The sequence below is a fragment of the Nocardia blacklockiae genome, from assembly GCF_015477355.1.
Lineage (GTDB): Bacteria > Actinomycetota > Actinomycetes > Mycobacteriales > Mycobacteriaceae > Nocardia > Nocardia blacklockiae.
In genome coordinates this window covers 153,024-174,860 of the sequence record NZ_JADLRJ010000013.1, presented here as the reverse complement: position 1 = coordinate 174,860, position 21,837 = coordinate 153,024, and the positions used below count along the sequence as shown (strand labels likewise).

The 21,837-nt window shown below is 69.0% G+C and carries 21 protein-coding genes; 18 read left to right on the top strand and 3 right to left on the bottom strand.

The window, feature by feature from the left end; translation table 11 throughout:
- Positions 1-132: 132 nt before the first annotated feature.
- Positions 133-1,002 carry an SDR family oxidoreductase gene (locus IU476_RS29870; RefSeq protein WP_195105625.1) on the bottom strand — a complete coding sequence of 290 codons (870 nt, stop codon included), beginning with the start codon at positions 1,000-1,002 and terminating at the stop codon, positions 133-135.
- Positions 1,003-1,117: 115 nt separating this feature from the next.
- On the opposite strand from IU476_RS29870, the gene IU476_RS29865 reads away from it, so the two are divergent.
- From IU476_RS29865 to fadD8, 7 genes are read left to right on the top strand one after another with little or no spacing between them, the layout of a single operon-like run.
- Entirely contained in the window at positions 1,118-1,567 is a 450-nt protein-coding gene (locus tag IU476_RS29865) for a Zn-ribbon domain-containing OB-fold protein (RefSeq protein WP_195105624.1), read from the top strand.
- Complete coding sequence (locus IU476_RS29860; protein ID WP_195105623.1) at positions 1,567-2,040, top strand: Zn-ribbon domain-containing OB-fold protein; 474 nt, start codon at positions 1,567-1,569, stop codon at positions 2,038-2,040. Before IU476_RS29865 ends, IU476_RS29860 begins: the two co-directional genes overlap by 1 nt.
- Positions 2,033-3,112, top strand: a complete 1,080-nt coding sequence (locus IU476_RS29855) for a thiolase family protein (RefSeq protein ID WP_195105622.1) — start codon at positions 2,033-2,035, stop codon at positions 3,110-3,112. The genes IU476_RS29860 and IU476_RS29855 overlap by 8 nt, the downstream gene beginning before the upstream one ends.
- Complete coding sequence (locus IU476_RS29850) at positions 3,105-4,265, top strand: thiolase family protein (protein ID WP_195105621.1); 1,161 nt, start codon at positions 3,105-3,107, stop codon at positions 4,263-4,265. Before IU476_RS29855 ends, IU476_RS29850 begins: the two co-directional genes overlap by 8 nt.
- Positions 4,262-5,050, top strand: coding sequence for an enoyl-CoA hydratase-related protein (locus tag IU476_RS29845; RefSeq protein WP_195105620.1), 789 nt, complete (start codon positions 4,262-4,264; stop codon positions 5,048-5,050). Before IU476_RS29850 ends, IU476_RS29845 begins: the two co-directional genes overlap by 4 nt.
- Positions 5,051-5,073: 23 nt before the next feature.
- A complete protein-coding gene (locus tag IU476_RS29840) occupies positions 5,074-6,270 on the top strand; it encodes a thiolase C-terminal domain-containing protein (RefSeq protein ID WP_195105619.1) in 1,197 nt (398 codons plus the stop codon).
- Positions 6,267-7,904: a fatty-acid--CoA ligase FadD8 gene (gene fadD8 / locus IU476_RS29835; RefSeq protein ID WP_438944085.1), complete on the top strand. Its 1,638-nt coding sequence runs from the start codon at positions 6,267-6,269 to the stop codon at positions 7,902-7,904. The genes IU476_RS29840 and fadD8 overlap by 4 nt, the downstream gene beginning before the upstream one ends.
- Positions 7,905-8,082: 178 nt before the next feature.
- On the opposite strand, the gene IU476_RS29830 is transcribed toward fadD8, so the two are convergent.
- Entirely contained in the window at positions 8,083-9,633 is a 1,551-nt protein-coding gene (locus IU476_RS29830) for a succinic semialdehyde dehydrogenase (protein WP_195105618.1), read from the bottom strand.
- Positions 9,634-9,706: 73 nt separating this feature from the next.
- On the opposite strand from IU476_RS29830, the gene IU476_RS29825 reads away from it, so the two are divergent.
- From IU476_RS29825 to IU476_RS29810, 4 genes are all read left to right on the top strand, one after another.
- Complete coding sequence (locus tag IU476_RS29825) at positions 9,707-10,375, top strand: TetR family transcriptional regulator (RefSeq protein WP_195105617.1); 669 nt, start codon at positions 9,707-9,709, stop codon at positions 10,373-10,375.
- Between the two features lie 114 nt (positions 10,376-10,489).
- Positions 10,490-11,506 carry an MASE1 domain-containing protein gene (locus IU476_RS29820; protein WP_195105616.1) on the top strand — a complete coding sequence of 339 codons (1,017 nt, stop codon included), beginning with the start codon at positions 10,490-10,492 and terminating at the stop codon, positions 11,504-11,506.
- A 43-nt stretch (positions 11,507-11,549) separates the two neighbouring features.
- A complete protein-coding gene (locus IU476_RS29815; RefSeq protein ID WP_195105615.1) occupies positions 11,550-13,004 on the top strand; it encodes an aminotransferase class I/II-fold pyridoxal phosphate-dependent enzyme in 1,455 nt (484 codons plus the stop codon).
- Between the two features lie 245 nt (positions 13,005-13,249).
- On the top strand, positions 13,250-13,447 hold the full coding sequence (locus IU476_RS29810; protein ID WP_195105614.1) for a hypothetical protein: 198 nt from the start codon (positions 13,250-13,252) through the stop codon (positions 13,445-13,447).
- Positions 13,448-13,451: 4 nt separating this feature from the next.
- On the opposite strand, the gene IU476_RS29805 is transcribed toward IU476_RS29810, so the two are convergent.
- Complete coding sequence (locus IU476_RS29805) at positions 13,452-14,165, bottom strand: MerR family transcriptional regulator (RefSeq protein WP_195105613.1); 714 nt, start codon at positions 14,163-14,165, stop codon at positions 13,452-13,454.
- 262 nt (positions 14,166-14,427) lie between these two features.
- On the opposite strand from IU476_RS29805, the gene IU476_RS29800 reads away from it, so the two are divergent.
- From IU476_RS29800 to IU476_RS29770, 7 genes are all read left to right on the top strand, one after another.
- Positions 14,428-14,907: a hypothetical protein gene (locus IU476_RS29800; RefSeq protein WP_195105612.1), complete on the top strand. Its 480-nt coding sequence runs from the start codon at positions 14,428-14,430 to the stop codon at positions 14,905-14,907.
- Between the two features lie 47 nt (positions 14,908-14,954).
- A complete protein-coding gene (locus IU476_RS29795; RefSeq protein ID WP_195105611.1) occupies positions 14,955-15,848 on the top strand; it encodes an ROK family protein in 894 nt (297 codons plus the stop codon).
- A gap of 298 nt (positions 15,849-16,146) precedes the next feature.
- Positions 16,147-17,271, top strand: a complete 1,125-nt coding sequence (locus IU476_RS29790) for a GAF domain-containing protein (protein WP_195105610.1) — start codon at positions 16,147-16,149, stop codon at positions 17,269-17,271.
- Positions 17,272-17,341: 70 nt separating this feature from the next.
- Entirely contained in the window at positions 17,342-18,352 is a 1,011-nt protein-coding gene (locus IU476_RS29785) for a conjugal transfer protein (RefSeq protein ID WP_324194420.1), read from the top strand.
- A gap of 18 nt (positions 18,353-18,370) precedes the next feature.
- Positions 18,371-18,634, top strand: coding sequence for a hypothetical protein (locus IU476_RS29780; protein WP_187684214.1), 264 nt, complete (start codon positions 18,371-18,373; stop codon positions 18,632-18,634).
- Positions 18,631-19,170: a hypothetical protein gene (locus IU476_RS29775; RefSeq protein ID WP_324194418.1), complete on the top strand. Its 540-nt coding sequence runs from the start codon at positions 18,631-18,633 to the stop codon at positions 19,168-19,170. Before IU476_RS29780 ends, IU476_RS29775 begins: the two co-directional genes overlap by 4 nt.
- Entirely contained in the window at positions 19,170-21,689 is a 2,520-nt protein-coding gene (locus IU476_RS29770) for an ATP-binding protein (RefSeq protein ID WP_195105609.1), read from the top strand. The genes IU476_RS29775 and IU476_RS29770 overlap by 1 nt, the downstream gene beginning before the upstream one ends.
- Positions 21,690-21,837 lie beyond the last annotated feature (148 nt).

The following is a 21,837-nucleotide window of genomic DNA, read 5'->3' as shown; positions in this document are numbered from 1 at the left end:
TGTCGCCGTCGTGGGAGTGGCGGATGGCGGGAAGCCGCCCTTGCTCGCGATCGGTGAGGCGAAGTGGAAACGACGTCATGGGCGAGGCGCACATCGAACGCCTGCGCCGGGTCCGGGATGGATGTTGTATGGCTAAGGGTGGGTGGGGGATTCGGTGATGCGGCGGTGGTAGTGGGCTCGGGCCTGGGGGTTGGGGTGGGTGAAGGCGGTGGTCATGCCGGTGAGGTTGGAGGTGAGGCGGCGGAGGCGGTAGGGGAGTAGGGAGCTTAGGCGGATTACTGGGGAGAGGGGGCGGGGGATGGTGAGTAGGGGGCGGTTGTGGCCGATGGATTCGAGGATGGCGGTGGCTACGGCTTCCGGCTCGATGGTGGTGGCTTTGAGCACCCAAGGGGGCATGTTGGCGCCTGCGGACAATTCTGTGCGGACGTTGCCGGGGAGGACGGCGGTGATCTGGATGCCGGTGTCGGCGTGTTCGAGGTGGACGGCCTCGGTGAAGCCGATGACGGCGTGTTTACTGGCGCAGTAGGTGGCCAGGCCGGGCATGCCGGCGGTGCCGGCCAGCGAGGCGATGTTGATGAGGTGGCCGGTGCCGCGGGGGACGAAGCGGCGCAGGGCTAGGCGGGTGCCGGTCATGACGCCGCGGACGTTGATGTCGAGGATGCGGTCGGTCATGGCGGGGTCCTCGGCGGCGAACAGGCCCGAGGGCATGATGCCCGCGTTGTTGATCAGGACATCCATCGGGCCCAGTTCCCGCTCCGCGGCGTCGACGAAGGCGGCGAAGGAATCCGGGTCGGTGACGTCCAGCGGTAGGCCGATGATGCGCCCGTGACCCGCGAATTCCGTGGCGGTGCGGGCTGCCAGGGCGGCGTCCAGGTCGCCGATGGCGACGTGGGCTCCGGCCGCCAGGAAGGCCTGGGCGGTGGCTCGGCCGATGCCGCGCGCGCCGCCGGTGATGACCACGACCCGCCCGGTCAGCGGGACGGATCTCGAACTGCGTGCCATGTGTCGCCCTTTCGCCGGTGTGCGTCCGCAGCGTATGCGGTAAAGCGGAGATCCTCAATCACTTGATTGAATCATTTGATTGAGGCACACTTCGGTCGACGAGAGGAGTCGGCCGATGCCGGATGGCGATGAGAGCCTGTGCGCCCCTTACGAGATCGAGTTCCCGTTCGAACGGACGGTCGGACCGGTGCTGGGCACGTTCCTCGGCGGCCTGCGGGACGGGCGCCTGCTGGGTGCGCGGACCGCGCGCGGCACCGTCGTGTGCCCGCCCGCCGAGTTCGATCCGGAGACCGGGCAGGAACTGACCGAGCTGGTGGATCTGGAACCGGTCGGCACCGTCGACGCCTGGACGTGGGTGCCGCACCGGTCCGGCGACCCGGTCGACCACGACTTCGCGTGGGCCCTGGTCCGCATCGACGGAGCGGAGGGCAGCTTCTTCCACGCCCTCGACACCGGCGGCGACCCGGCCGTGCCGCGGCGCGGGCTGCGGGTGCGGGCGCGCTGGTCGGCCGAGCGCCGCGGCGAGCTGCGCGACCTCGCCTGCTTCGAACCCGAGGAGGCGTGATGAGTCGTCCACTGCCCGAACCGGTCCGGCTGATGCCGACACCGCTGCACATGGAGTACACGTTCGTGGCGGGCGCCGGCCGGTCCACGTTCCTGCGCGGGCTGGCGCAGCGCCGGCTGCTCGCGCGCACCTGCCCGTCGTGCGAACACGTCTACCTGCCCGCGCCGGAGTTCTGCGCGCGCTGCCTGGTCGAACTCGAGCAGACCACCGAACTCGACGGCCGCGGCACGGTGTCGACCTTCTGCGTGGTCAGCTTCCCGTTCCCCGGGCAGACGATCGATCCGCCCTACGTCGTCGCCTACATCCAGCCGCACGGCGCGGACACCCGCCTGATGCACCTGATCCGCGAGGTCGACATCGCCGATGTGCGGATCGGCATGGAGGTCGAACCGGTCTGGGCCGAGGGCGACCTCGAGCCGTCCTGGATGAGCATCCGCCACTACCGGCCCGTCACGGAGGTTCAGCATGCGTGAGGTCGCCGTCGTCGCCAGCGCCCAGTCGCCGTGCCTGGCGGCCAACCGCCGCGACGATATGGCAGGCATCCTGCTGCCGGTCATCCGCGAGGCGCTCGCGAGCATCGAATTGAGCAGGGACCGTGTCGATTTCGTCGTCTCGGGCAGTCACGACTTCCACGAGGGCCGCACCTTCGCCTACATCGATTCGCTCGACGCCGTCGGGGCGTGGCCGCCGATCTCGGAGTCGCACGTGGAGATGGACGCCGCGTGGGCGCTGTACGAGGCGTGGGCGTGGCTGCAACTGGGCCACGGCGACATCGCGCTGGTGTACGGGATCGGCCGCGGCTCGCTGCCGCGCGACCTGGATCAGGTGGTGCCCACTCAGCTCGACCCGTATCTGCTGACGCCGCTGCGGCCGCATCAGGACGCCATCGGCGGCGTGCAGGCCTGCGCGCTGTTGCAGGCCGGGGTGACCACCGAGCAGGAGATGGCGGGGATCGTCGCCCGCAGCCTGGCCGCCGCGCGGACCAACCCCTACGCGCAGGTGAGCGGCGAGTTCGAGACCGAAACCCTCTTGGCGGCACCGTATGTCGCGTCGCCGCTGCGGCAGCACGACGTGGCGCCGGTCGGCGACGCGGCCGCCGTGGTCGTGCTGGCGGCCGGGGACGCGGCGCGCGAGCTGTGCGAGCGCCCGGCGTGGGTGCGCGGCATCGATCACCGCATGGACTCGCACTATCCGGGCGCCCGCGACCTGACCCACGCGCCTTCCGCCCGCCGCGCGGCCACGGAAGCGGCGAAGACCGCGGGCTTCGGCGCGGGCGAGGTCGACGTGGCCGAACTGCACATCGAGTACTCCGCGCAGGAACCGCTGCTCGTGCGCGAACTCGGCCTGAGCCCGGCGACGGCGATCAACCCCTCGGGCGGCCCCCTGGCGGGCCGGCCGACCACCGCCACCGGACTGCTGCGCATCAGCGAGGCCGCCGCCGCGGTGCGCGCCGGGCAGGCCGGGCGCGCGCTCGCCCACGCCACCAACGGCCAAGCGCTGCAACAGAATATGGTCTGCCTGCTGGAAGGGGACGCTCGTGCCTGAACCCATCGCTGTCGTCGGCATCGGCCAGGGCAAGCAGGCCAAGCGGCGCGAGACCACCATCGGCGGACTGGTCCGCGAGGCCGTGGCCGCAGCCATGGCCGACGCCGAACTGGAACTCGGCGACGTCGACGCGGTCGTGCTGTCCAAGACTCCCGACCTGTTCGACGGCGTCATGAACCCGGAGCTGTATCTCGCCGACGCGCTGGGCGCGCGCGGCCTGCCGGTGACGCGGGTCTTCACCGGCGGCAGCGTCGGCGGGCACGCGGCCATCTACGGCGCACACCTCATCGAGGCGGGGCTGGCGCGGCGGGTGCTCGTCGCGGCGTATTCCAAAGAGTCCGAAGGGAATTTCACCTGGGCGCTGTCGCGCGGGCTGCCGTTCAGCGCGTCGCTCGGGGCGGGCGCGGGCGGGCACTTCGCGCCGGTGATCCGCGAGTACATCCGCCGCTCGGGGGCTCCGGAGCACATCGGGTGGCAGGTGGCGGTGAACCACCGGCTCAACGCGCTGCACAATCCCTTCGCGCACGTGCACATGCCGGACATCACCGTCGAGAAGGTTCGCGAGTCGAAGATGCTCTGGGACCCGATCCGGTATCTGGAGTCGTGCCCGTCCTCCGACGGCGCGGCGGCGATCGTGCTGTCGGGCGCTGCCGATGTCGGGAATCCGGCGCGGCCGCCCGCCTGGATTCACGGGATGTCGTGGAGAACGGAGACAGGGCATTTCGCGGGCCGCGACGAGGTCAATCCGCGGGCGGGGGCCGAATGCGCGGCAGACGCGTACCGGCAGGCGGGAATCGGTGATCCGGCCACGGAGATAGATGTCGCCGAGCTGTACATCCCCTACAGCTGGTACGAGCCGATGTGGATGGAGAACATCGGTCTCGCGCCGTTGCACGAGGGGTGGAAGCTGGTCGACGACGGCACCACGCGATTCGGCGGTGCGCTGCCGATCAACCCGTCGGGTGGTGTGCTGTCCGGCAATCCGACCGGGGCGACAGGGCTGGTGCGCTTTCTCGAAGCGGCACTGCAAGTTCGGGGTCTGGCGGGGGAACATCAGGTCGAGGGCGCGCGGCGGGCGGTCGGGCACGCCATGGGCGGGGCGTCGCAGTTCCACGCGCTGTGGGTGGTCGGTAGCGAGAGGCCGAATTCGTGAGCGGCACAGGCGAATCGGTTCTGTTCGAACGAGCCGGTGCGGTGGCGGTGGTGACCATGAATCGCCCCGAGCGCCGCAATGCCCTGAACCTCGAGATGATCGGATTGCTCGCTCGCGCGTGGGACGAGATCGACTCCGACGACGGCATCCGGGCCGCGATCCTTACCGGTGCGGGCGAAAGCTACTGCGTCGGTGGCGATCTCGGCGACGGCTGGATGACGAAGGGCCGCGAGCAGGCGAACTACGATCCCGCCGTGCTCGGGCGGGGGCTGCTGCTCACGCGCTCGCTGCGCAAGCCGTTGATCGCCGCCGTGAACGGGGCCTGTCTGGGCGGCGGCCTGGAGATGTTGCAGCAGACCGACATTCGTGTCGCGGACGAGCAGGCGAGCTTCGGGCTGCCGGAGGTGCGGCGCGGGCTCATACCCGGTGCGGGGTCGACGGTGCGGCTCAAGCGGCAGATTCCGTACACCAAGGCGGTCGAGATGATTCTGACCGGTGATCCGCTCACCGCGCGGGAGGCTTACGAATTCGGCTTGGTCGGGCATGTGGTGCCCACGGGGACCGCGCTCGCGAAGGCACACGAGATCGCGGATCGGGTGGCGCGCAATTCGCCGCTCGCGGTGCAGCACGCCAAGGCCGCGCTGCTGGCGAGCGGCTGGCTGCCCGATGAGGACGCGCGGGCGATCGAGGGCAGGTTCGTGCGGGAGGTCATCACCTCCGAGGACGCGCGGGAAGGCCGGAAAGCGTTCGTGGAGAAGCGGGAACCGAGATTCACGGGCCGGTGAAGGAAAGCGTGAGGATGATGCAGATGCGGCGTGTTTTCGTGGTCGGGGTCGCGATGACACCGTTCGTCAAGATCGGGTCGCGGGAGTGGACCTACCCGCAGATGGTGGGGGAGGCCGTGCGTGGGGCGCTCGCGGACGCGGGGGTGGGGTACGACCGGATCGAGCGCGCGGCGGTCGGGTATGTGTTCCAGCCGTCGGCGGCGGGGCAGCGGGTGCTGTACGACGTCGGGCTGACCGGGATTCCGATCGTCAACGTCAACAACAACTGTGCGACCGGGTCCACCGCGGTGATGCTGGCGCGGGAGTGGGTGGGGAGCGGGCTCGCCGACGTGGCGCTGGCCGTGGGCTTCGAGCAGATGACGAAGGAGGCGATGGCGGGGCCCGCCACCAAGCCCGCCGTCACCACCGTGGACGCGCACCTGCGGGTGATGGCCCAGGAGTACGACTTCGGGACCGCGCCGATGACCACCCAGTTCTTCGGCAACGCGGCCGTGGAGCACATGCAGCGCTACGGCACCACGCCCGAGCAGCTGGCGCGGGTGGCTGTGAAGAACCACGAGCACTCGACGCGAAACCCCTTGGCCCAGTTCCAGGTTCCCTACACCCTCGACGAGGTGCTCGGCGACCGGCCGGTGCACGGCCCGCTCACGCGCTCGCAGTGCTCGCCGATGTCCGACGGCGCGGGCGCGGCGGTGCTCGTCAGCGAGGACTTCGTCCGTGAGCACGGCCTCGAGGCGCAGGCCGTGGAGATCCTGGCGCAGGAGCTGGTCACCGACGACGCGCAGGCCTTCGACACCGGCTCGATGATCGACGTCGTCGGCGCGCCGATGACCCGCGCCGCGGCACGACGCGCCCTGGACACCGCCGGGATCGGCATCGGCGACGTGGACGTGATCGAGCTGCACGACTGCTTCTCGATCAACGAGCTGATCACCTACGAGGCGCTGGGACTGTGCGATGCCGGCGAGTCCGGGCCGCTGGTGGAGTCCGGGGCCACCACCTACGGCGGCAAGTGGGTGGTCAACCCGTCCGGCGGGCTGATCTCGAAGGGGCATCCGCTGGGCGCCACCGGGCTGGCGCAGGCGGCCGAGTTGTCCTGGCAGCTGCGCGGACTCGCGGGCGAGCGGCAGGTTTCCGGCGCGCGGATCGCGCTCGCACACAATCTGGGCCTCGGCGGGGCCTGCGTGGTTACCGTCTACGCGGCACCCGGCGTCGCATGAGTATGGGAGAGACAGTGCGCGAAACATCGACCGAGATAACGGATCCGGCCACCCGTCTGCGGCTGCCGGTGCACAACGGCCACTCGCTGCTGGCGGGCCTGCGCCGGCATCGCCGCGAGCCCGTCATGACCCTCGGCGACACGGTGCTCACCGGTGCCGACGTCATCGACGCGATCAGTCGCTACGCCGCCGCGTTCGCCGCGCACGGCGTGGACACCGGCACACCCAGCGCGCTGCTGGCGCTGAACCGGCCCGAGGTGCTGTTCATCCTGGGCGCGGGGCAGATTCGCGGCCACCGGCGCACCGCCCTGCACCCGATGGGCGGGCTCGACGACCACGTGCACGTGCTCGCCGACGCCGGAATCACCAGCCTGGTGATCGACCCGCTGCCCCAATTCGTGCAGCGCGCACGGGATCTCGTGGACCGCGTGCCCGAGCTGACCCGGGTGCTGGTGCTGGGGCCGGTGCCGGACGAACTCGCCGACGTCGGCGTCGATCTGATCGCCGCCGCGGCGGAATTCGAGCCGCAGCCGATCGAAGCGGTCGACGTGCCACCGGATTTCGTCGTGTCGATCAGCTACACCGGTGGCACCACCGGGAAACCGAAGGGCGTCATCGGCACCGCCGGCGGCATGGCGACCATGACCCAGATCCAGCTGTCGGAGTGGGAGTGGCCCAAGCGGCCCAAATTCCTCATCTGCACGCCGCTCTCGCACGCCGGGGCCGCGTTCTTCCTGCCCGTGGTGCTGCTGGGCGGGCAATGCGTGGTGCTGCCACGCTTCGACGCGGGAGAAGTGCTGCGCGCCATCGAGGAACATCGGATCACCGCGACCATGCTGGTGCCGTCGATGCTGTACGCGCTGCTCGACCATCCCGACATCGACCGCCGCGACCTGTCCTCGCTGGAGACCGTGTACTACGGCGCGTCCTCGATCGACCCGACCCGGCTGACCCAGGCGATCGAGCGGTTCGGGCCGATCTTCGCGCAGTACTTCGGGCAGTCCGAGGCGCCCATGGCGATCAGCTACCTCGCCAAGGGCGAGCACGACAAGGAACGCCTGACCTCCTGCGGGCGTCCCTCGGCCGCGCTGCGGACCGCGCTGATCGGCACCGACGGGAAGGCCGTGGCCGCCGGTGAGGTCGGCGAGATCTGTGTCTCCGGGCCACTTCTCGCGGGCGGCTACCTGAACCTGCCCGAGGTGACCGCGGAGACCTTCCGCGACGGCTGGCTGCACACCGGGGATCTCGCGCGCGAGGATCCCGACGGGTTCTGGCATATCGTCGGGCGCAGCAAGGACATGGTGGTGACGGGCGGGTTCAACGTCTTCCCGCGTGAGGTGGAAGACGTTGTCTCCGAACATCCCCGGGTGCTGAACGTCGCCGTGGTCGGGGTGCCCGACCCGCGCTGGGGTGAGGCGGTGACCGCGGTGGTGGTGCTGGACAAGGAGATCGCCGACGATGCGGCCGCCGTGGCGACGGTGATCGAGGAGATCCAGGCGGAAGTGAAGCAGCGCAAGGGTTCCGTGCAGGTGCCCAAGCACGTGCTCACCGTCGACGACCTTCCCCTCACGGGGTTGGGGAAGATCGACAAGAAGGCGGTGCGGGCCCTCGCCGCAGAGCGGCTCGGGCAGTAGGAGGGAGTTCCTCCCGTCATTCCGGCATGCTTCGAGCCCCCGTCATTCCGGCATGCTTTTGGCCGGAATCCCGCCTGGGGGTGTGGATCCCGGCCAAAAGCATGCCGGGATGACAGGGAGGGGGAATTCGACCGTCCCACCGCGTGACACCACCAAACTGCCTGCGCTACAGCCGAACTCAGCGCAGGCGGAAGCGGCGCATCATGCGCAGCATCCGTATCGTCTGTCCCACGTACTTCTCGTAAGGTTGATTCGGCGGGGGCGTGAGCACCTGGCGTTTCAGGGTCGCCACGTTGGTGGATTCGGTGAACTTCAACAGGCCCTGATCGCCGTTGCGCACCCCCATGCCCGAGGCCTTGAAGCCGCCCGACGGCGCGTTCTTGCTCGCATACGCCAGGGCCGCACTGTCATTGATGTTCACGTGCCCCGCCTCGAGGCGCGCCCCGACCGCGCGGGCGGCGGCCAGGTCGCGGCCCCACACGCTGGCGCTCAGTCCGTAGCGGGTGTCGTTGGCCAGCCGCACCGCCTCGTCGACGGTCGCGAACGGGTACAGCGCCACCACCGGGCCGAAGGTCTCCTCGGTGAACAGATCCGTTCCGGCCGTGACGTTTTCGAGCACGGTCGGCTCGTAGAAGGTGGGCCCGAGATCCGGCCGGGTGCGGCCGCCGGTGAGGACCCGCGCCCCGTGCTCGCGCGCCCGGTCGACCTGGGCCGCCACCCGGTCGCGGTGCTCCTCGGAGATCAGGCCGCCCATCTCGGCGTCGAAGTCGTAGCCCGGACCGACGCGCAGCGCCGCGACCCGCGCGACGAACCGGTCGCGGAAGTCGGCGTACACCGAGTCGTGCACGTAGAGGCGTTCCACGTGCAGACACAGCTGACCGGTGTTGTTGTACACCCCGGCCACGGCACTCTCGACAGCCTCGTCCACGTTCGCGTCGGCCAGCACGATCATCGGATTCTTGCCGCCCAATTCCATGCACGCCTCGACCAGGCGGCCCGCGGCCTGCGCGGCGACCCGGCGGCCCGTGGCCTCCGAGCCGGTGAACATGACGAAGTCGGCGCGGTCCACCACGGCCGGGCCCACCACCGGCCCGTCGCCGCAGACGATCTGGACCAGGTCAGTCGGAATTCCCGCCTCCCGCAACAACTTCAGGCCGTAGGCGGGACTCAGCGGGGTGCGGTTGTCGGGCTTGAGCACGACCGCGTTGCCCGCCAGCAGCGCCGGGATCGCGTCGCAGAAACCGATGGCGAACGGAAAGTTCCACGGGGCGATCACGCCGACCACGCCGCGCGGCTTGCGAATCTCGGTGGCGGTGCTGACGAACGGGATCGCGCCCGGATGCCGGACCGGGCGCAGCAGTCGCGGTGCGTGTTTCAGGTAGTGACTCGTCGCCATCGGGATGTCGCACAGCTCCTCGAACGCCATCCGCCGCGCCTTGCCCGTCTCGATCTGGATCAGGTCGGTGATGGTGGCGTGGCGTTCGGTGACCAGGCGGTGGAAGCGCTCGAACACCGCCAGCCGCCGGCGAATCGGCCATCGCGCCCACTCGGCCTGCGCGGCGCGGGCGCGCGCGAAGGCGGCGTCCACGTCGGCCGCGGTCGACTGCGGCAGCCGCGCCACCGGGTTGCCGGTGAAGACCTCGACCACGGGGACCGCGCGATCCGGGTCGCCCGCGACGAGTCCGGTCAGGTCGGCGAAGTCGTGCACGGGCGCGGTCAGCGTGCTCATGACGGGCCACTCTATCAGTTGATTAGATCACTTGATAGAGATTGTGGGAGACGCTGGTCCGCACGTGATTACAATGCGGCAGGTGACGAATGGAACGGGCGATGCCGAACTCCGGGTGACCGCCGAGGAACTGGCGATGCCGACGGATCGGCGGCTGGTGCTGGCCGCGGAGCGCCTGTTCGCCGAACGCGGAGTGGACGCGGTGTCGCTGCGGGCCGTGATGGCCGCGGCGGGCACCAATGTCGCCTCGGTGCACTACCACTTCGGGTCCAAGGACGCGTTGATCGAGGCGCTGATCCGCCGGCGCAGCGACGCCGTGGCGACTCGGCGCGGAGCGCTGCTCGACGAGATGGAGCGGTCCGGCGAGGTGACGGCGCGGGGGCTGGCGGAGGCGTTCGTGGTGCCCGTGCACGAGATGGCCGCGGGGGAGGGCGCGGCCTGGGTGAAGTTCATCGCCGGCATCCTCGGCAGCGGGCATCCCGCGCTGACCACCGTCGCCGACGGATTCACCGATCAAGCGGTGCGCTTCACCGCGCTGCTGGAGCGCCGGTATCCCGACTTGCCCAGGCGCACAGTGCGTTTCCGATTGGCGCAGGCCATGACGATGACCTTCCAGGTGCTCGGCGACGTGCATCAGACGCAGAATCTGCTCGCCATCTCCGGCGTCCGGCTCACCCCGGACGAGGTGCTGCGCGAACTAGTCGACGTCGTCACCGCCATCCTCGCGGGCCCGCCGGACTGACGCCGGGTCGGCTTTCGCCCCGGTCCCGCCCGGATGCCAAGGGGGCTTGAAATGCCAAGTCCCCGAGCAAGATCGGCGTCGAAGCGAGCGAAGTGGGCGGTATTCTTGCTGACTGTGTCGTTCCGCACGCAGGCGGCGGCGGTGCTCCGGGGAGTCGCCGTGGCCGCCGCGTACTTCGTGGCCGCCCAGGCCGGGCTGCAACTCGCCCTCGTCGGCCAGCAGGTCACGCCGATCTGGCCGCCGACCGGGATCGCCCTGGCCTGCCTGCTGGTGCTCGGGCCGAGGAGCTGGCCCGGTATCGCGCTGGGCGCGTTCGCGACCAATATCCTGATCGGGCCGTCGCTGCCCGCCGTGCTCGCCATCACCGCCGGGAACACCGCGGCCCCGGTGTGCGCGTATCTGTTGTTGCGGCGCGCGGGTTTTCGCAATCAGTTCCAGCGGGTCGGCGACGCGCTGGCGCTGGTGTTCCTGGGCGCGCTCGGGGGCATGCTGGTGAGCGCCACGATCGGCAGCGCGACGCTGGCACTCGCCACCGACGGCCCGCGCAATTTCTGGGGGACGTGGTCGGTGTGGTGGACCGGTGACGCGATGGGCGTACTGACCTTCACGCCGTTGCTGCTGCTGCTCGAACGCTCTCGGATGTTCAAGCCGCTCAACGTGTTCCGTGCCGTCGAGGCGGTGGGCGTGCTGGCGGGCACGCTCGCGGTGACGCTGGTCGCGGTGTCGAATTCCGGGGCGCTGATGTTCCTGGTGTTCCCGTTCCTGATCTGGGCGGCCGTGCGCTTCCGGCTGGCGGGGGCGCTGCCCTGCGCACTGATCGCCTCCCTCGTCGCGACCGTCGCGGCCTCGCGCGATCTGCCGGTGTACACCGGGCTGGACCTCACCGCCAAGATGATCGTGCTCCAGTTGTTCAACGCCTCCGTGGCGCTGACCGCGCTGCTGCACGCCACCGTCATCGTGCAGCGCGACCACGCCCGCGCTGCCGTCGACGACGCCTGCGCGCAACTGGCGCAGGCCGTGCTCGTACTCGGCAAGGGCAGCCCGCTGGGCGACGGCATCGTCGAGGTGGTGAACCGCTTCCACTCCGGCAACACCGCCCTCGGCGGCGTGGACCCGCCGATCTTGTCCTGAGCCGCGGCGCATAGTGCCGCCGCGTCCGGGTATGGCGAGAACGATGGATCATTCACGTGCACCGATGCTCGACGCGCTGGCGGAGTACCAGCGCCTGGGCCGCTACGGGTTCACTCCGCCCGGTCACCGGCAGGGCCGCGGCGCGGACCGGCGGGTCCGGGACGTGCTCGGCGACGCCCTGCGCTGCGACGTGCTCGCCACACCCGGACTGGACGACAGGCTCGCCCGCGGCGACCGCCTGCCCGAGGCCGAGGCGCTGATGGCCGACGCGGTCGGCGCGCAGACCGCCTTCTTCAGCACCTGCGGCAGCTCGCTGTCGGTGAAGGCCGCGATGCTGGCGGTGGCCGGCGGCGACGGCGGGCTGATCGTCGGCCGTGACAGTCACAAGTCGATCGTGGCCGGGCTGGTCTTCTCGGGCGTGCAGCCGTACTGGGTGGCCCCGCGCTGGGACGCCGAGCGCCACATCTCGCATCCGCCGTCGCCGGAACAGGTCAGGGAGGCCTGGGAGCGGCACCCCGACGCGGCAGGCGCACTGATCGTCAGCCCCAGCCCATACGGGACCTGCGCCGACATCTCGGGGATCGCCGAAGTGTGCCACGAGCGCGGCAAGCCGCTCATCATCGACGAGGCGTGGGGCGCGCACCTGCCCTTCCACGACGACCTGCCGACCTGGGCGATGGACGCGGGCGCCGACATCTGCGTGGTCAGCGTGCACAAGATGGGCGCGGGCTTCGAACAGGGCTCGGTGTTCCACGTGCAGGGCGACCTGGTCGACCACGGGCGGCTGAAGCTGTGCGCCGACCTGCTCACCACGACCAGCCCGAATGTGCTGCTGTACTGCGCGATCGACGGATGGCGGCGGCAGATGGTGGAGCACGGCCGCGAATTGCTCACCGCCGCACTGGAGAACGCCGCCCGGGCGCGCACCGAACTCGCGCGGATCCCCGGCATCACGGTGATGGAGCAGGAACTGCTCGGCGTCGAGGCCTCGCACGACCTGGATCGGATGCAGGTGCTGCTGGACGTCTCCGAGACCGGCGCGACGGGATACCAGGTGGTCGACTGGCTGCGGGAGAACCGGCGCATCGACATGGGGCACAGCGATCATCGGCGGGTGCTGGCGACGCTGTCGATGGCCGACGACAAGACCACGATCGACACGCTGGTCGACGCGCTCGCCGCCTGGCGGGTGCAGCTGACCGACCCGCGGCCGCCGCGGATGCGGCTGCCGGAACCGCGTGAGCTGCAACTGGAATCGGTGCTGCGGCCGCGCGACGCCTTCTTCGGGCCGACCGAGGCGGTGCCGATCGAGGAGACGCCGGGCCGGATCGCGGCCGAACAGGTCACGCCCTACCCGCCGGGCATTCCGGTGATCGTGCCCGGTGAACTCATCGACCGCGCGGTGATCGACTATCTGCGCACCGGGCTCGCGGCGGGGATGAATGTGCCGGACCCGACCGATCCGGAGCTGAACACGCTGCGTGTCGTGGCGCGGTGAGGGCAGGGGCGGTGATGCGGTTGTCCGGCGATTGTCCGCTCTGGGGTGGAGGTGCGGTCCGAAGTGTCCGGGCTCGGGGTCCGCATGCGGGTTGTGCTGGGGATTTGCCAGCAAACCGACCGGACCGGTCGATCTTGGCAACCGTTCGGGGTCCCGGCGCTGACCGGGCGGCGGCTATACACTCGAGATTGCTCGAAATATGCTGAACGCAATCGTGCAAACCGGAGTCTGGTGGGTGTGACGCAATGCCTGAGACGCAGCGTGTGGTCCATGTGCAGATGAGGTTCCCGCAGGGCGGAGTCGTGCTCGACTACCGCACCGCGCCGACCATCGCGGCCCGGCTGGCCACCGAACTCCCGCGCCACGGCGTGGACGTGCACGTCGACGACCACGTCACCGACGCGCTGGCCGATCTCCCCAACGCGGAGCTGTGGACGCAGTAGCGGCTCAGGCCGACTGCTCGCCCGCGTACGGCGGGGTCTCGGCGTGCCGGGCGAAGGACTGATCGATGAGTTCGGAGGCGGCGCGCGTCGCGATGAGCCTGGCGATGGCCAGCTCGGTCTCGAGTTTGGCGTAATCCTTCGGGCTGCGCTCCGAGCGCTCGTACTGTTGTCCGGCGAGCAGGTACAGGACCTCGGTGGCGAAGCGGCCGGTGAGCCGCTCGCAGTCCTGCCGGAGCCGTTCCACCAGCTGGATCGCCTGTTCCACCGGGAGGCCGGAGTCGACGAGCCGGGCGGCGAGGTCGTAGCAGCGCGGATTCATCACCCGGTAGGCATCGAGTGGGTCGCCGCTGGCGGCCAAGGCTTCCTTGACGTAATCGGGGAGTTCGAGATCCGGTGGGGCGTCGGCGGATTCGTTCGCGGGCCGGGGCGGCGGGGCGCCCTCGGCGGGCGGCTGGTCGGCCACCCCGAGGACCTCGGCCAGGCCGTCGCCGCGGTCCCAGGCGTCCAGGAGTTCGCGGATGCCGTTGAGTTTCATGCCGCGACTGAGCAGCCGGCTTATCGTTTGCAGGCGGTTGAGGTGGTCGGCGTCGTAATATCCGATCCGCCCCCGCACATCGGGGGAGGGCAGCAGGCCGCGTTCGTGGTACACGCGAACGCTGCGCACAGTAGTGTCGGCTGCTCGCGCCAGTTCATCAATGGTGTACTCCACTGCAGCCATACCTCACAGAAAACCACAACCTACGCCACACGGAAACGGACCGTGGTTGAACGAGCCGTTAAATGACGATACGCGAGCATCACGTCTTGGTCAACGTGCCGTTAAGTAGCGGTGGAAGTGGTTGCCCACTGTCGAATCGTGGGTTAACGTGCCAATTACAGCGTTCACTGCTGGTTTTCCGGGGACTGTTGAGCAGCCTCGATGTCCGCCCGACCACGGGTCACGCGCACTCGGCGTGCCCTCGGCATCCTCGGAGACGGCTATGCGTACCACTCAGCCTCGTTGGCTGGTTACGAATCCCACTGCGCCGGTGCAGATCCCGGCAGCGATTGCCCCCTCGGCCTCGCATCTTCCTTCGAAGTCACCTTCTCATCGGCCCCCCTGTGCCGACGGTCCCGACGATTGGGATCTCGACGTCGGCACCCCGGAATCCTGGCGCTCGGCGATCCGGACCTGCCAGAGCTGCCCCCTTTTCGCGAAATGCGACCAACTCGCGCAGGCGCTCATCGCGCGCGGGGACGGGCCGCGCGCGATGATCTGGGCCGGCGTGGCCTACGACAGCGCGGGCCGGATCGTGGAGAACCTCGACCGCCACCGCGCCGCGCCCATCGACCACAAACGGCCGCTGCGCATCATCCACAACGGGCCGCGTCCGGTGTGCACCGAACCGGCGCCGCCGACTCCCCACCGCCGCATCGTGCTCGGGCGTCGCCGGGTAGCCGCGCCCACGGGCGGGCTCTGAGTTATGGTTCGTGCCTCGACTATTCGGCATATCTCGATGGGCAGCTGATGACACGACTCGCATTGGAGATCGGTCCCGTCCGGTTCGCGGCCGGGCGGGTGGCCGACGACGTAGGGGAGGACGAGATACGCCGGATCCCCGTGCCGGATCGCGGCGTGTGGGACGCCTGCCGCGAGCTGCTGCTGGACGTCGCCGGAAGTATCGAGGTGTCGTCGGTGGGCATCGCCGCGGCCGGGCCGATCGATATGGCGGCGGGAATCGTCGCGCCGACCGAGATTTCGGAGTGGCGGACCGGATTCGCCATCGTCGAACAGGTGCGGAAGCTGTTTCCCGCCGCCGAGGTCAGGCTCGCCTTCGACGGGGTGTGTCTGGCCCTGGCCGAGCGCAACTTCGGCGCCACCAGCACGGTGATGGATTCCCTGTCGATCTTCGTGTCCGATCGGGTGGTCGCCGGCATCTCGGTCGGCGGCTTCACGGTCGTCGGCAGGACCGGCAACGCCGGGCACATCGGGCACATGCTCGTTCCCGGCTTCGACGATCGCTGCGGATGTGGCGGCCGTGGGTGCCTGGAGGCGGTCGCGAGCGAAGGCGCCGTCCTGCGCTGGGCGACCGGACAGGGCTGGACCGGCGGGTCGGCGGAGAACCTGCTCGCCGCGGCCGTTGCCGGAGAGAGCATTCCGGTTGCCGCACTGGAACGGGCGGGAACGGCGCTCGGGCGGGTGGTCGCCTCCGTGGCGCCGCTGCTCGACATCGATCTGGTCGCGGTCGGCGGGCCGCTGGCGCAGAGCGGCTCACCACTGTGGAAGCCGATCGGCACCGCGGTCGCCACCCATGCCCGGCTCGGCTTCCTGACCGGGTTGCGGGTGGTGCCGTCGGAACTCGGCGCAGTGGGAGTGCTGGCGGGCGCGGGCGTCCTGGCCATGACCGAAAGCGACGACTGACCGCCGCGGATCGGGCGGCGTGGATCCGAGTGCGGCGCTCTGGCACGATTCGCGCTCGCGCGGCCGGTTCGGACTGTAAGTTCACTTACCGAGGACGGTATACAACTTCGAGTACATGTTGTCCTGGCTTCGAATGCCGGTAACCTTGCTTCTCACCCGAGCAGTCTTCGATCCCTATTGTATGGACCGCTGAGTAACGGTACATTGCTTTGGGTAAGCATGGCTCATCTGAGTCGTGCAGCCGAAGGAACGGGTTGGTACGGGCAAACACATGCGAAGCGACGCGGTGATCCCATGGGTGACGATCGAGACCCTGAACGCGGGCGAGATGTCCGTGGCGTCGGTCGGGGATTCGGCACGTGACTTCGCCGGTTGGCAGCGGGCGATACAGCGGTTGCTGGCCAAGATGCCGGCCTGCTACGACGCGATCACCACGGCGCGCATCGCCGAGCTGATCCAGCTGGCACGGGAACAGGCCGAGGATGTGGATCTGCGGATTCAGACCCGGACCGAGCCGCACGTGCTGAAGGTTCGCCCGGTCTTCGGACCGGCGGGCGACGTGCACGCCGTGCGGCTGTGGCTGGGCCCGGCGCTGTCGGTGACGCCGCCACCGAACCACGCGGTGGGGGCGATCTGGGATCTGCACTCGCAGACCCTCCAGCAACCCAGCGGCATCACGCGGCTGGCGGGGATCTCGCCCGAGGAATACGTGCCGCGGATGTCGATCGCGGAACTGTTCCACCGTGTTTCGGGGTTCGATCGCCATGCCGAGGTGCTCGACCTGCTCTACGAACCGAAGTCCGGCGGCAAGATGCAGTTCGACGTGCCGGTCACCGACGGCATGGGCCGGCTCGGGCAGTGGCGCATCACGATTCGCGTCCGCGACGACGAACGGACCTGCGGCGCCTGGCTGCTCATCGAGGACATCACCTCCGATCGGACCTCGCCGGTGTGGCCGACCCTGGAGCGGGTCGGGTTGCGTGAGGCGCACCGCCGGGCCGGCACGCACCTGGCGGTGTTGCAGCTCGAGCACACGAGTATCTCGCATTGGCTCACCGATCCCGCCCCCTGGATTCGGTGGGATTATCTGTTCCGGCCCATCGACGTGTTCCACCCCGACGACCGGAACCGATTGATCGAACTGGGCGATCAGCTACGCACCGGCGACACGGCCGGGGTCACGGTGCGGGCGCTCAACTACAGCGGCGGCTACACGCCGACATCGCTGCTGCTGTACCCCTATCCGGGATACTCGAGCAGACCGCTGGCGATCGCGCAGATGGTGCGGGTCGCGGTGGACACGCCGATGGTCGAACCGCACCGCAGCGCGCTGGAACCGCAGTCGCGGCGATCACCGATCGGCTATGACGATCAACTACGACATTGGCTCACGGGACGGATGAATCGCAGCCCCGTCTGCTGATTTCGACCATTCCCAGTGCCGGGAAGTGAGGGACCCGGTGGTGACGAATGCGCTCTCTACTATTTCGAGGGTGAGAACAAAGGCGCGATCGGCGGATTCGGGTGAAGAACTCCTTCGCCGGATGGCCGTCCGCCGCCGCCGCGACAATATTCTCGTCGCGGGACTGGCCGTGCTCGCCGTGCTCGGTGGTGTCCATGCCGTCCTGAGCTGGTTCTCCTCGCCGCCGCCCGGCCCGTCCGACGAGACGACCGTGGGCCTGATCGGACGTTCCGACCTGGCCGAGTCGTTCGCCCGGGATTTCGTGGTGACCTATCTCGGCGCGACCTCCGATCAGCAGGAGCGGATCGCGCAGTATGTCAGTGCGGGACAACAGATCACGCTGCCCAGTAATCACCGCCAGGTCGCCGACGCGCAGGTGGTGCACTCGTCGCGCAAGCTGACCGCGGGCAATGCCGAGATCTGGTCGGTCACCGTGTCGGTCCGCATGGGCGGGCCCGGCGCGGTCGCGGCCACCGGCAAGGACGGTGCGGCGCGCCAGTACTACCGGGTCGCGATCTCGGTGACCGACGGGTTGCGGGCATTGTCGATCCCGAGCCTCGTGGAGGCGCCGGCGCGCGGCGGCGATGTCGCCCTGTCCTATACGGCGACCTGTGCCGCGGACACCCCGCTCGCGCAGGTGGCCATCGGATTCGTCAAGGCGTACCTGTCCGGCAACGGCGACCTGTCCCGCTACACCGTGCTGAACTCCGGAATCGTCGCGCCGTCGCCGTCGCCGTTCACCACGGTGGAGACGGCCTCGGTGACCGCCGACGACAACGGTTGCGGCGCAACGGGTTCCACCGCCCACGTGCTGGCCTCGGTCAACGCGAAGGGCGCCGAGGGCGGCGTCCCCACGCTCGCCTACCCGTTGACTCTCGTGCGCCCCACCGGACAGTGGCAGGTGCAATCGGTGGACGCCATACCGGCCCTGCGGACTCCGCTCACGATCGTGGCCGACCAGAACCAGGGTGGGGCTGCCGCACAAGCCACCACAACCGCGCCGTCGACGACGGTGTCGGTCCCGCCCGCACGTCAGAACTGATCCGGAAAGGGCAGTCAAATGGGCACTCAACTCGGCATCATTCTCGAATACATTCTGGAGACGGTGCGTTGGCTGGGCATGATCATCATCGCCATCGTCGGGATCGGCTTGCTGATCTCCGAGGGCGCTAAGTCGAAGCTCTCGCCGAGCAAGATCCTGATGGTCGCCGGGTCGGCGATCCTCGCGGCCGTGCTGCTGTGGATCCTGCCCACCCTGATCAACTATGCCCGTGTCGACGCCAACAACGTGGTTCCCGATCACCCGATCGGGAGTTATCGGTGAGTCAGCTGATCAAGGTATACACCCCGGTCAAACGGGTGCCGACCATGGTCGGCAAGGCGCAGAACGGGCAGAAACTGCCGTTCGGGCCGTATACCTTGCCTCAGGTGGTGGGCGGGGTGGTACTCATGCTGATCACTTCGGTGTTCGCCATGACGTTGCCGCTGAATCCCGCCGTCACCTTCATCGCGGGCACGATCGTGACGATCGCCGCGGTGTTCGGTCTCGGGCTGGTGCCCTACACCGGCGTGCGGACCACTTCGCGAATTCTGTGGGTGGGGCGGCTGATCCTCGTCCGCAAACCGGTGTCGGCAGCGGGGATGCCGGTGACCGAGGAGTCCGCGCGGCACACCATGTTCATCGAGGAGAGCATTGTGGTGATTCTTCCCGACCGTGAGCAGATCACGGCCGCGGCGGCCGGTCCGGCGCCCGTCTCGGTCTTGGAACCGGCGCAGAGCATTGTCGACCGGTGGAGTGCGGTGTCCAAGCGCATGACGACCGTGAACGGCAACGGAGTCGCGGCGGAAGGGCGAGGCTGATGGCATTCGAACGGGAACTCCAGCCCACCGCCGCCATTCGCGGCAATCTGCAATTCACCCATGCCGGACTGGTGACCGCGACCTATTTCATCACGCCCCTCGGCTACGGTCTCCGCAAGGAGAGCGACAAATACGATGTGAAGTCCGCGCACCACGCTCTGATCAACAATCTGCCCAGTGGTTCGCTGCTGCTGGGAATTCAGGCGCGGCTCAACACCCTCGACGTGCTGAGCAAGATGGTGGAGGGTATCGACCTCGACGAGTGCGAGGACTACGCGCTCGAGGTGGTCGCCTCCTACGAGCGGGTGCGGTCGATCATGCCGCAGACCAGGTTGCATCTGCTGACCATTCCGGTGGGCACGACCAGCTCCGCCATCTCCGGCCTGTCCCGGGTCCTGCGCGGCGGCTCGGCCAGCGTGGACACCTCGGGGATCACGCGCGCCGACTTGGAGCAGTACGACCAGAAGGCGAAGGAGATCCTGTCGCGGATCGGCAGCGAGTTCGAGCCGACCCCCGTACCGGCGTCGCTGTTCCAATGGCTGTGGGAACACTATCTTTCCCGGGGCGCGGGCGGCGATCCCGTCGCGCCCACCCGGGCGGGAATTCTGGACGACGCGACCGCGGCGGTGTTCCGGTCCGCTGCGCTCGACGAAGGGGCACAGTCCGACAGCAAGCGGCGGGTGCGGCCGTCCTTCGTCCCGGTGATCAAAGTGGTGCAGCCGGATTACGATTACTGGCCCTCGTACCAGGCGATGATCACGCCGCATTCGTTCCCCTACGCGGGCATGACGTTCCCGGGCGGCAGCGAATTCCTCTCCGTGCTGGAGGGATTCGACGATGTGACGGTGGACTGGGGCATCCGGGTCTCGACGAAGCCCGCCGAGATGGTACTCAAGAACAACGAGCTGAATCTGCGCCGACTGGGCGAGCAGATGGATCAGCGCGACCAGGAGATGTCCTTCGCGCAGAACACGCTGATGACGAAGGCGCAGGCGCTCGCGGAGTACAACCACCACTTCGAGGTGAACGGCGGCGAATCGGAGGTCTCGTTCACCACGGTCATCGCGGTCGGCAGTTCGTCGCACGAGACCACGATGGACGCGGTCAACAAGATCAAGCGGCGGTACAAGCGGTTCCAGGTGGAGATGACCACGCCGCTGGGCGCGCAGGTCGATCTGTGGTCGATGATGATTCCGGGCAGCCCGATGCGGCGTGCCTACGACGATTTCGCGCATATCGTGCCCTCGGACATGTGGGCCGGGTTCGTACCCTTCATCACCAGTCAGATCGGTGACGACAGCGGGCCCGTGATCGGCGTCAATCTGCTCTCCGGCAATTTCGAGCCCATCCATTTCGGCATCATGGAGGCGGCGCTGCACGACCTGTCCGCGTCGTTCGCGGTCACCGGCGAACTCGGTTCGGGCAAGTCGTATTTCCTGAAATTGATGGCCGTGCTCGTGCACGACATGGGCGGCCAGTTCCTCGCCATCGATCGCAGTCAGGTGGGGGAGTGGGAGCATTTCGCCTCGTCCATCGACGACGCCGTGGTGATCGATCTGAGCAATCCGGTCGTCTCGCTCGATCCGCTGCGGCTGTTCCCCCGGCGGGTGGCCGGGGAGCGCACGCTGGACTCGATCCTGCCCCTGCTCGACCTGTCGCCGACCAGCGGCGCGGGCGCGGCGATGGGCAACCTGCTGAGCCAGAAAGGCATGGAAGAGCACAACATTCGGAGCATGCTGGACCTGTTCCACGTCGTGCGCCGAATGCGGGACGAGGGCCGGTACGGCGAGGAGTACGCGGATCTGGCCGCGCGGCTGGGCACCATCGTCGACCGGATGCCGGTGCTGTTCGATCCGAGACTGCCGACGCTGCGGCTGGACGCCGCGGCCACGGTGGTGCGCAGCCACCAGCTGTCGCTGCCGTCCGCGGAGGAACTGACCACCCCGCACCTGTACAACCGGCTGCCGCTGACCAAGCGGCTCGGCACCGCGCTGTACGAGCTGGTGGGCGTCGCGGCGAGGGACGCGTTCCTCACCGACAACGGACGTTTCGGCCTGCTGGTCGGCGACGAGGCGCACCACTTCACGCAGACCCAGGTGGGCGGGGCGGTGACCTCGGATTTCAGCCGTGACGGCCGAAAGCATCTGGCCGCGATCGGACTGGCCTCGCACGACCCGGCCACCGACTTCCAAGGCGCGGCACACAATCTGATCCCGAACCGGTTCGTCTTCCGGCAGCGCGACGAGACGCTGGCGCGCAACAGCCTGGAGTGGCTGGGCGTGGATCTGTCGGAGGCCCCGTTCCTGTTGCAGGTGCTGCGCGAGGAGACCTCGCCCCCGGTCGGTCCGGGCCGCCAGGTCCCCGAGGAGCGGCGCGGCGAGATGTTCATGCGCGACGCGCTGAACCGGATCGGCCGGGGCAAGGTGCTCGGCCCCGCCCGGCCGGACCGGGCCGAGGCGATCGGCAGCACGCCCGAGGTGGCGCGGAAGATGGTGGCGGAACGGCAGGCAGTGTCATGATCATCGTCGGCGGTTCCGATCGCCGTACCCAGGCCGAACTGCGGTTCTTCAACTGGCAGATGGATCTTTTCGACGCCCGCAAGTGGCGTCCCTCGGCGCTGTGGCAGACGTTCGTGAGCTGGACCGCCGTGACGCGCCGCCGGTGGTG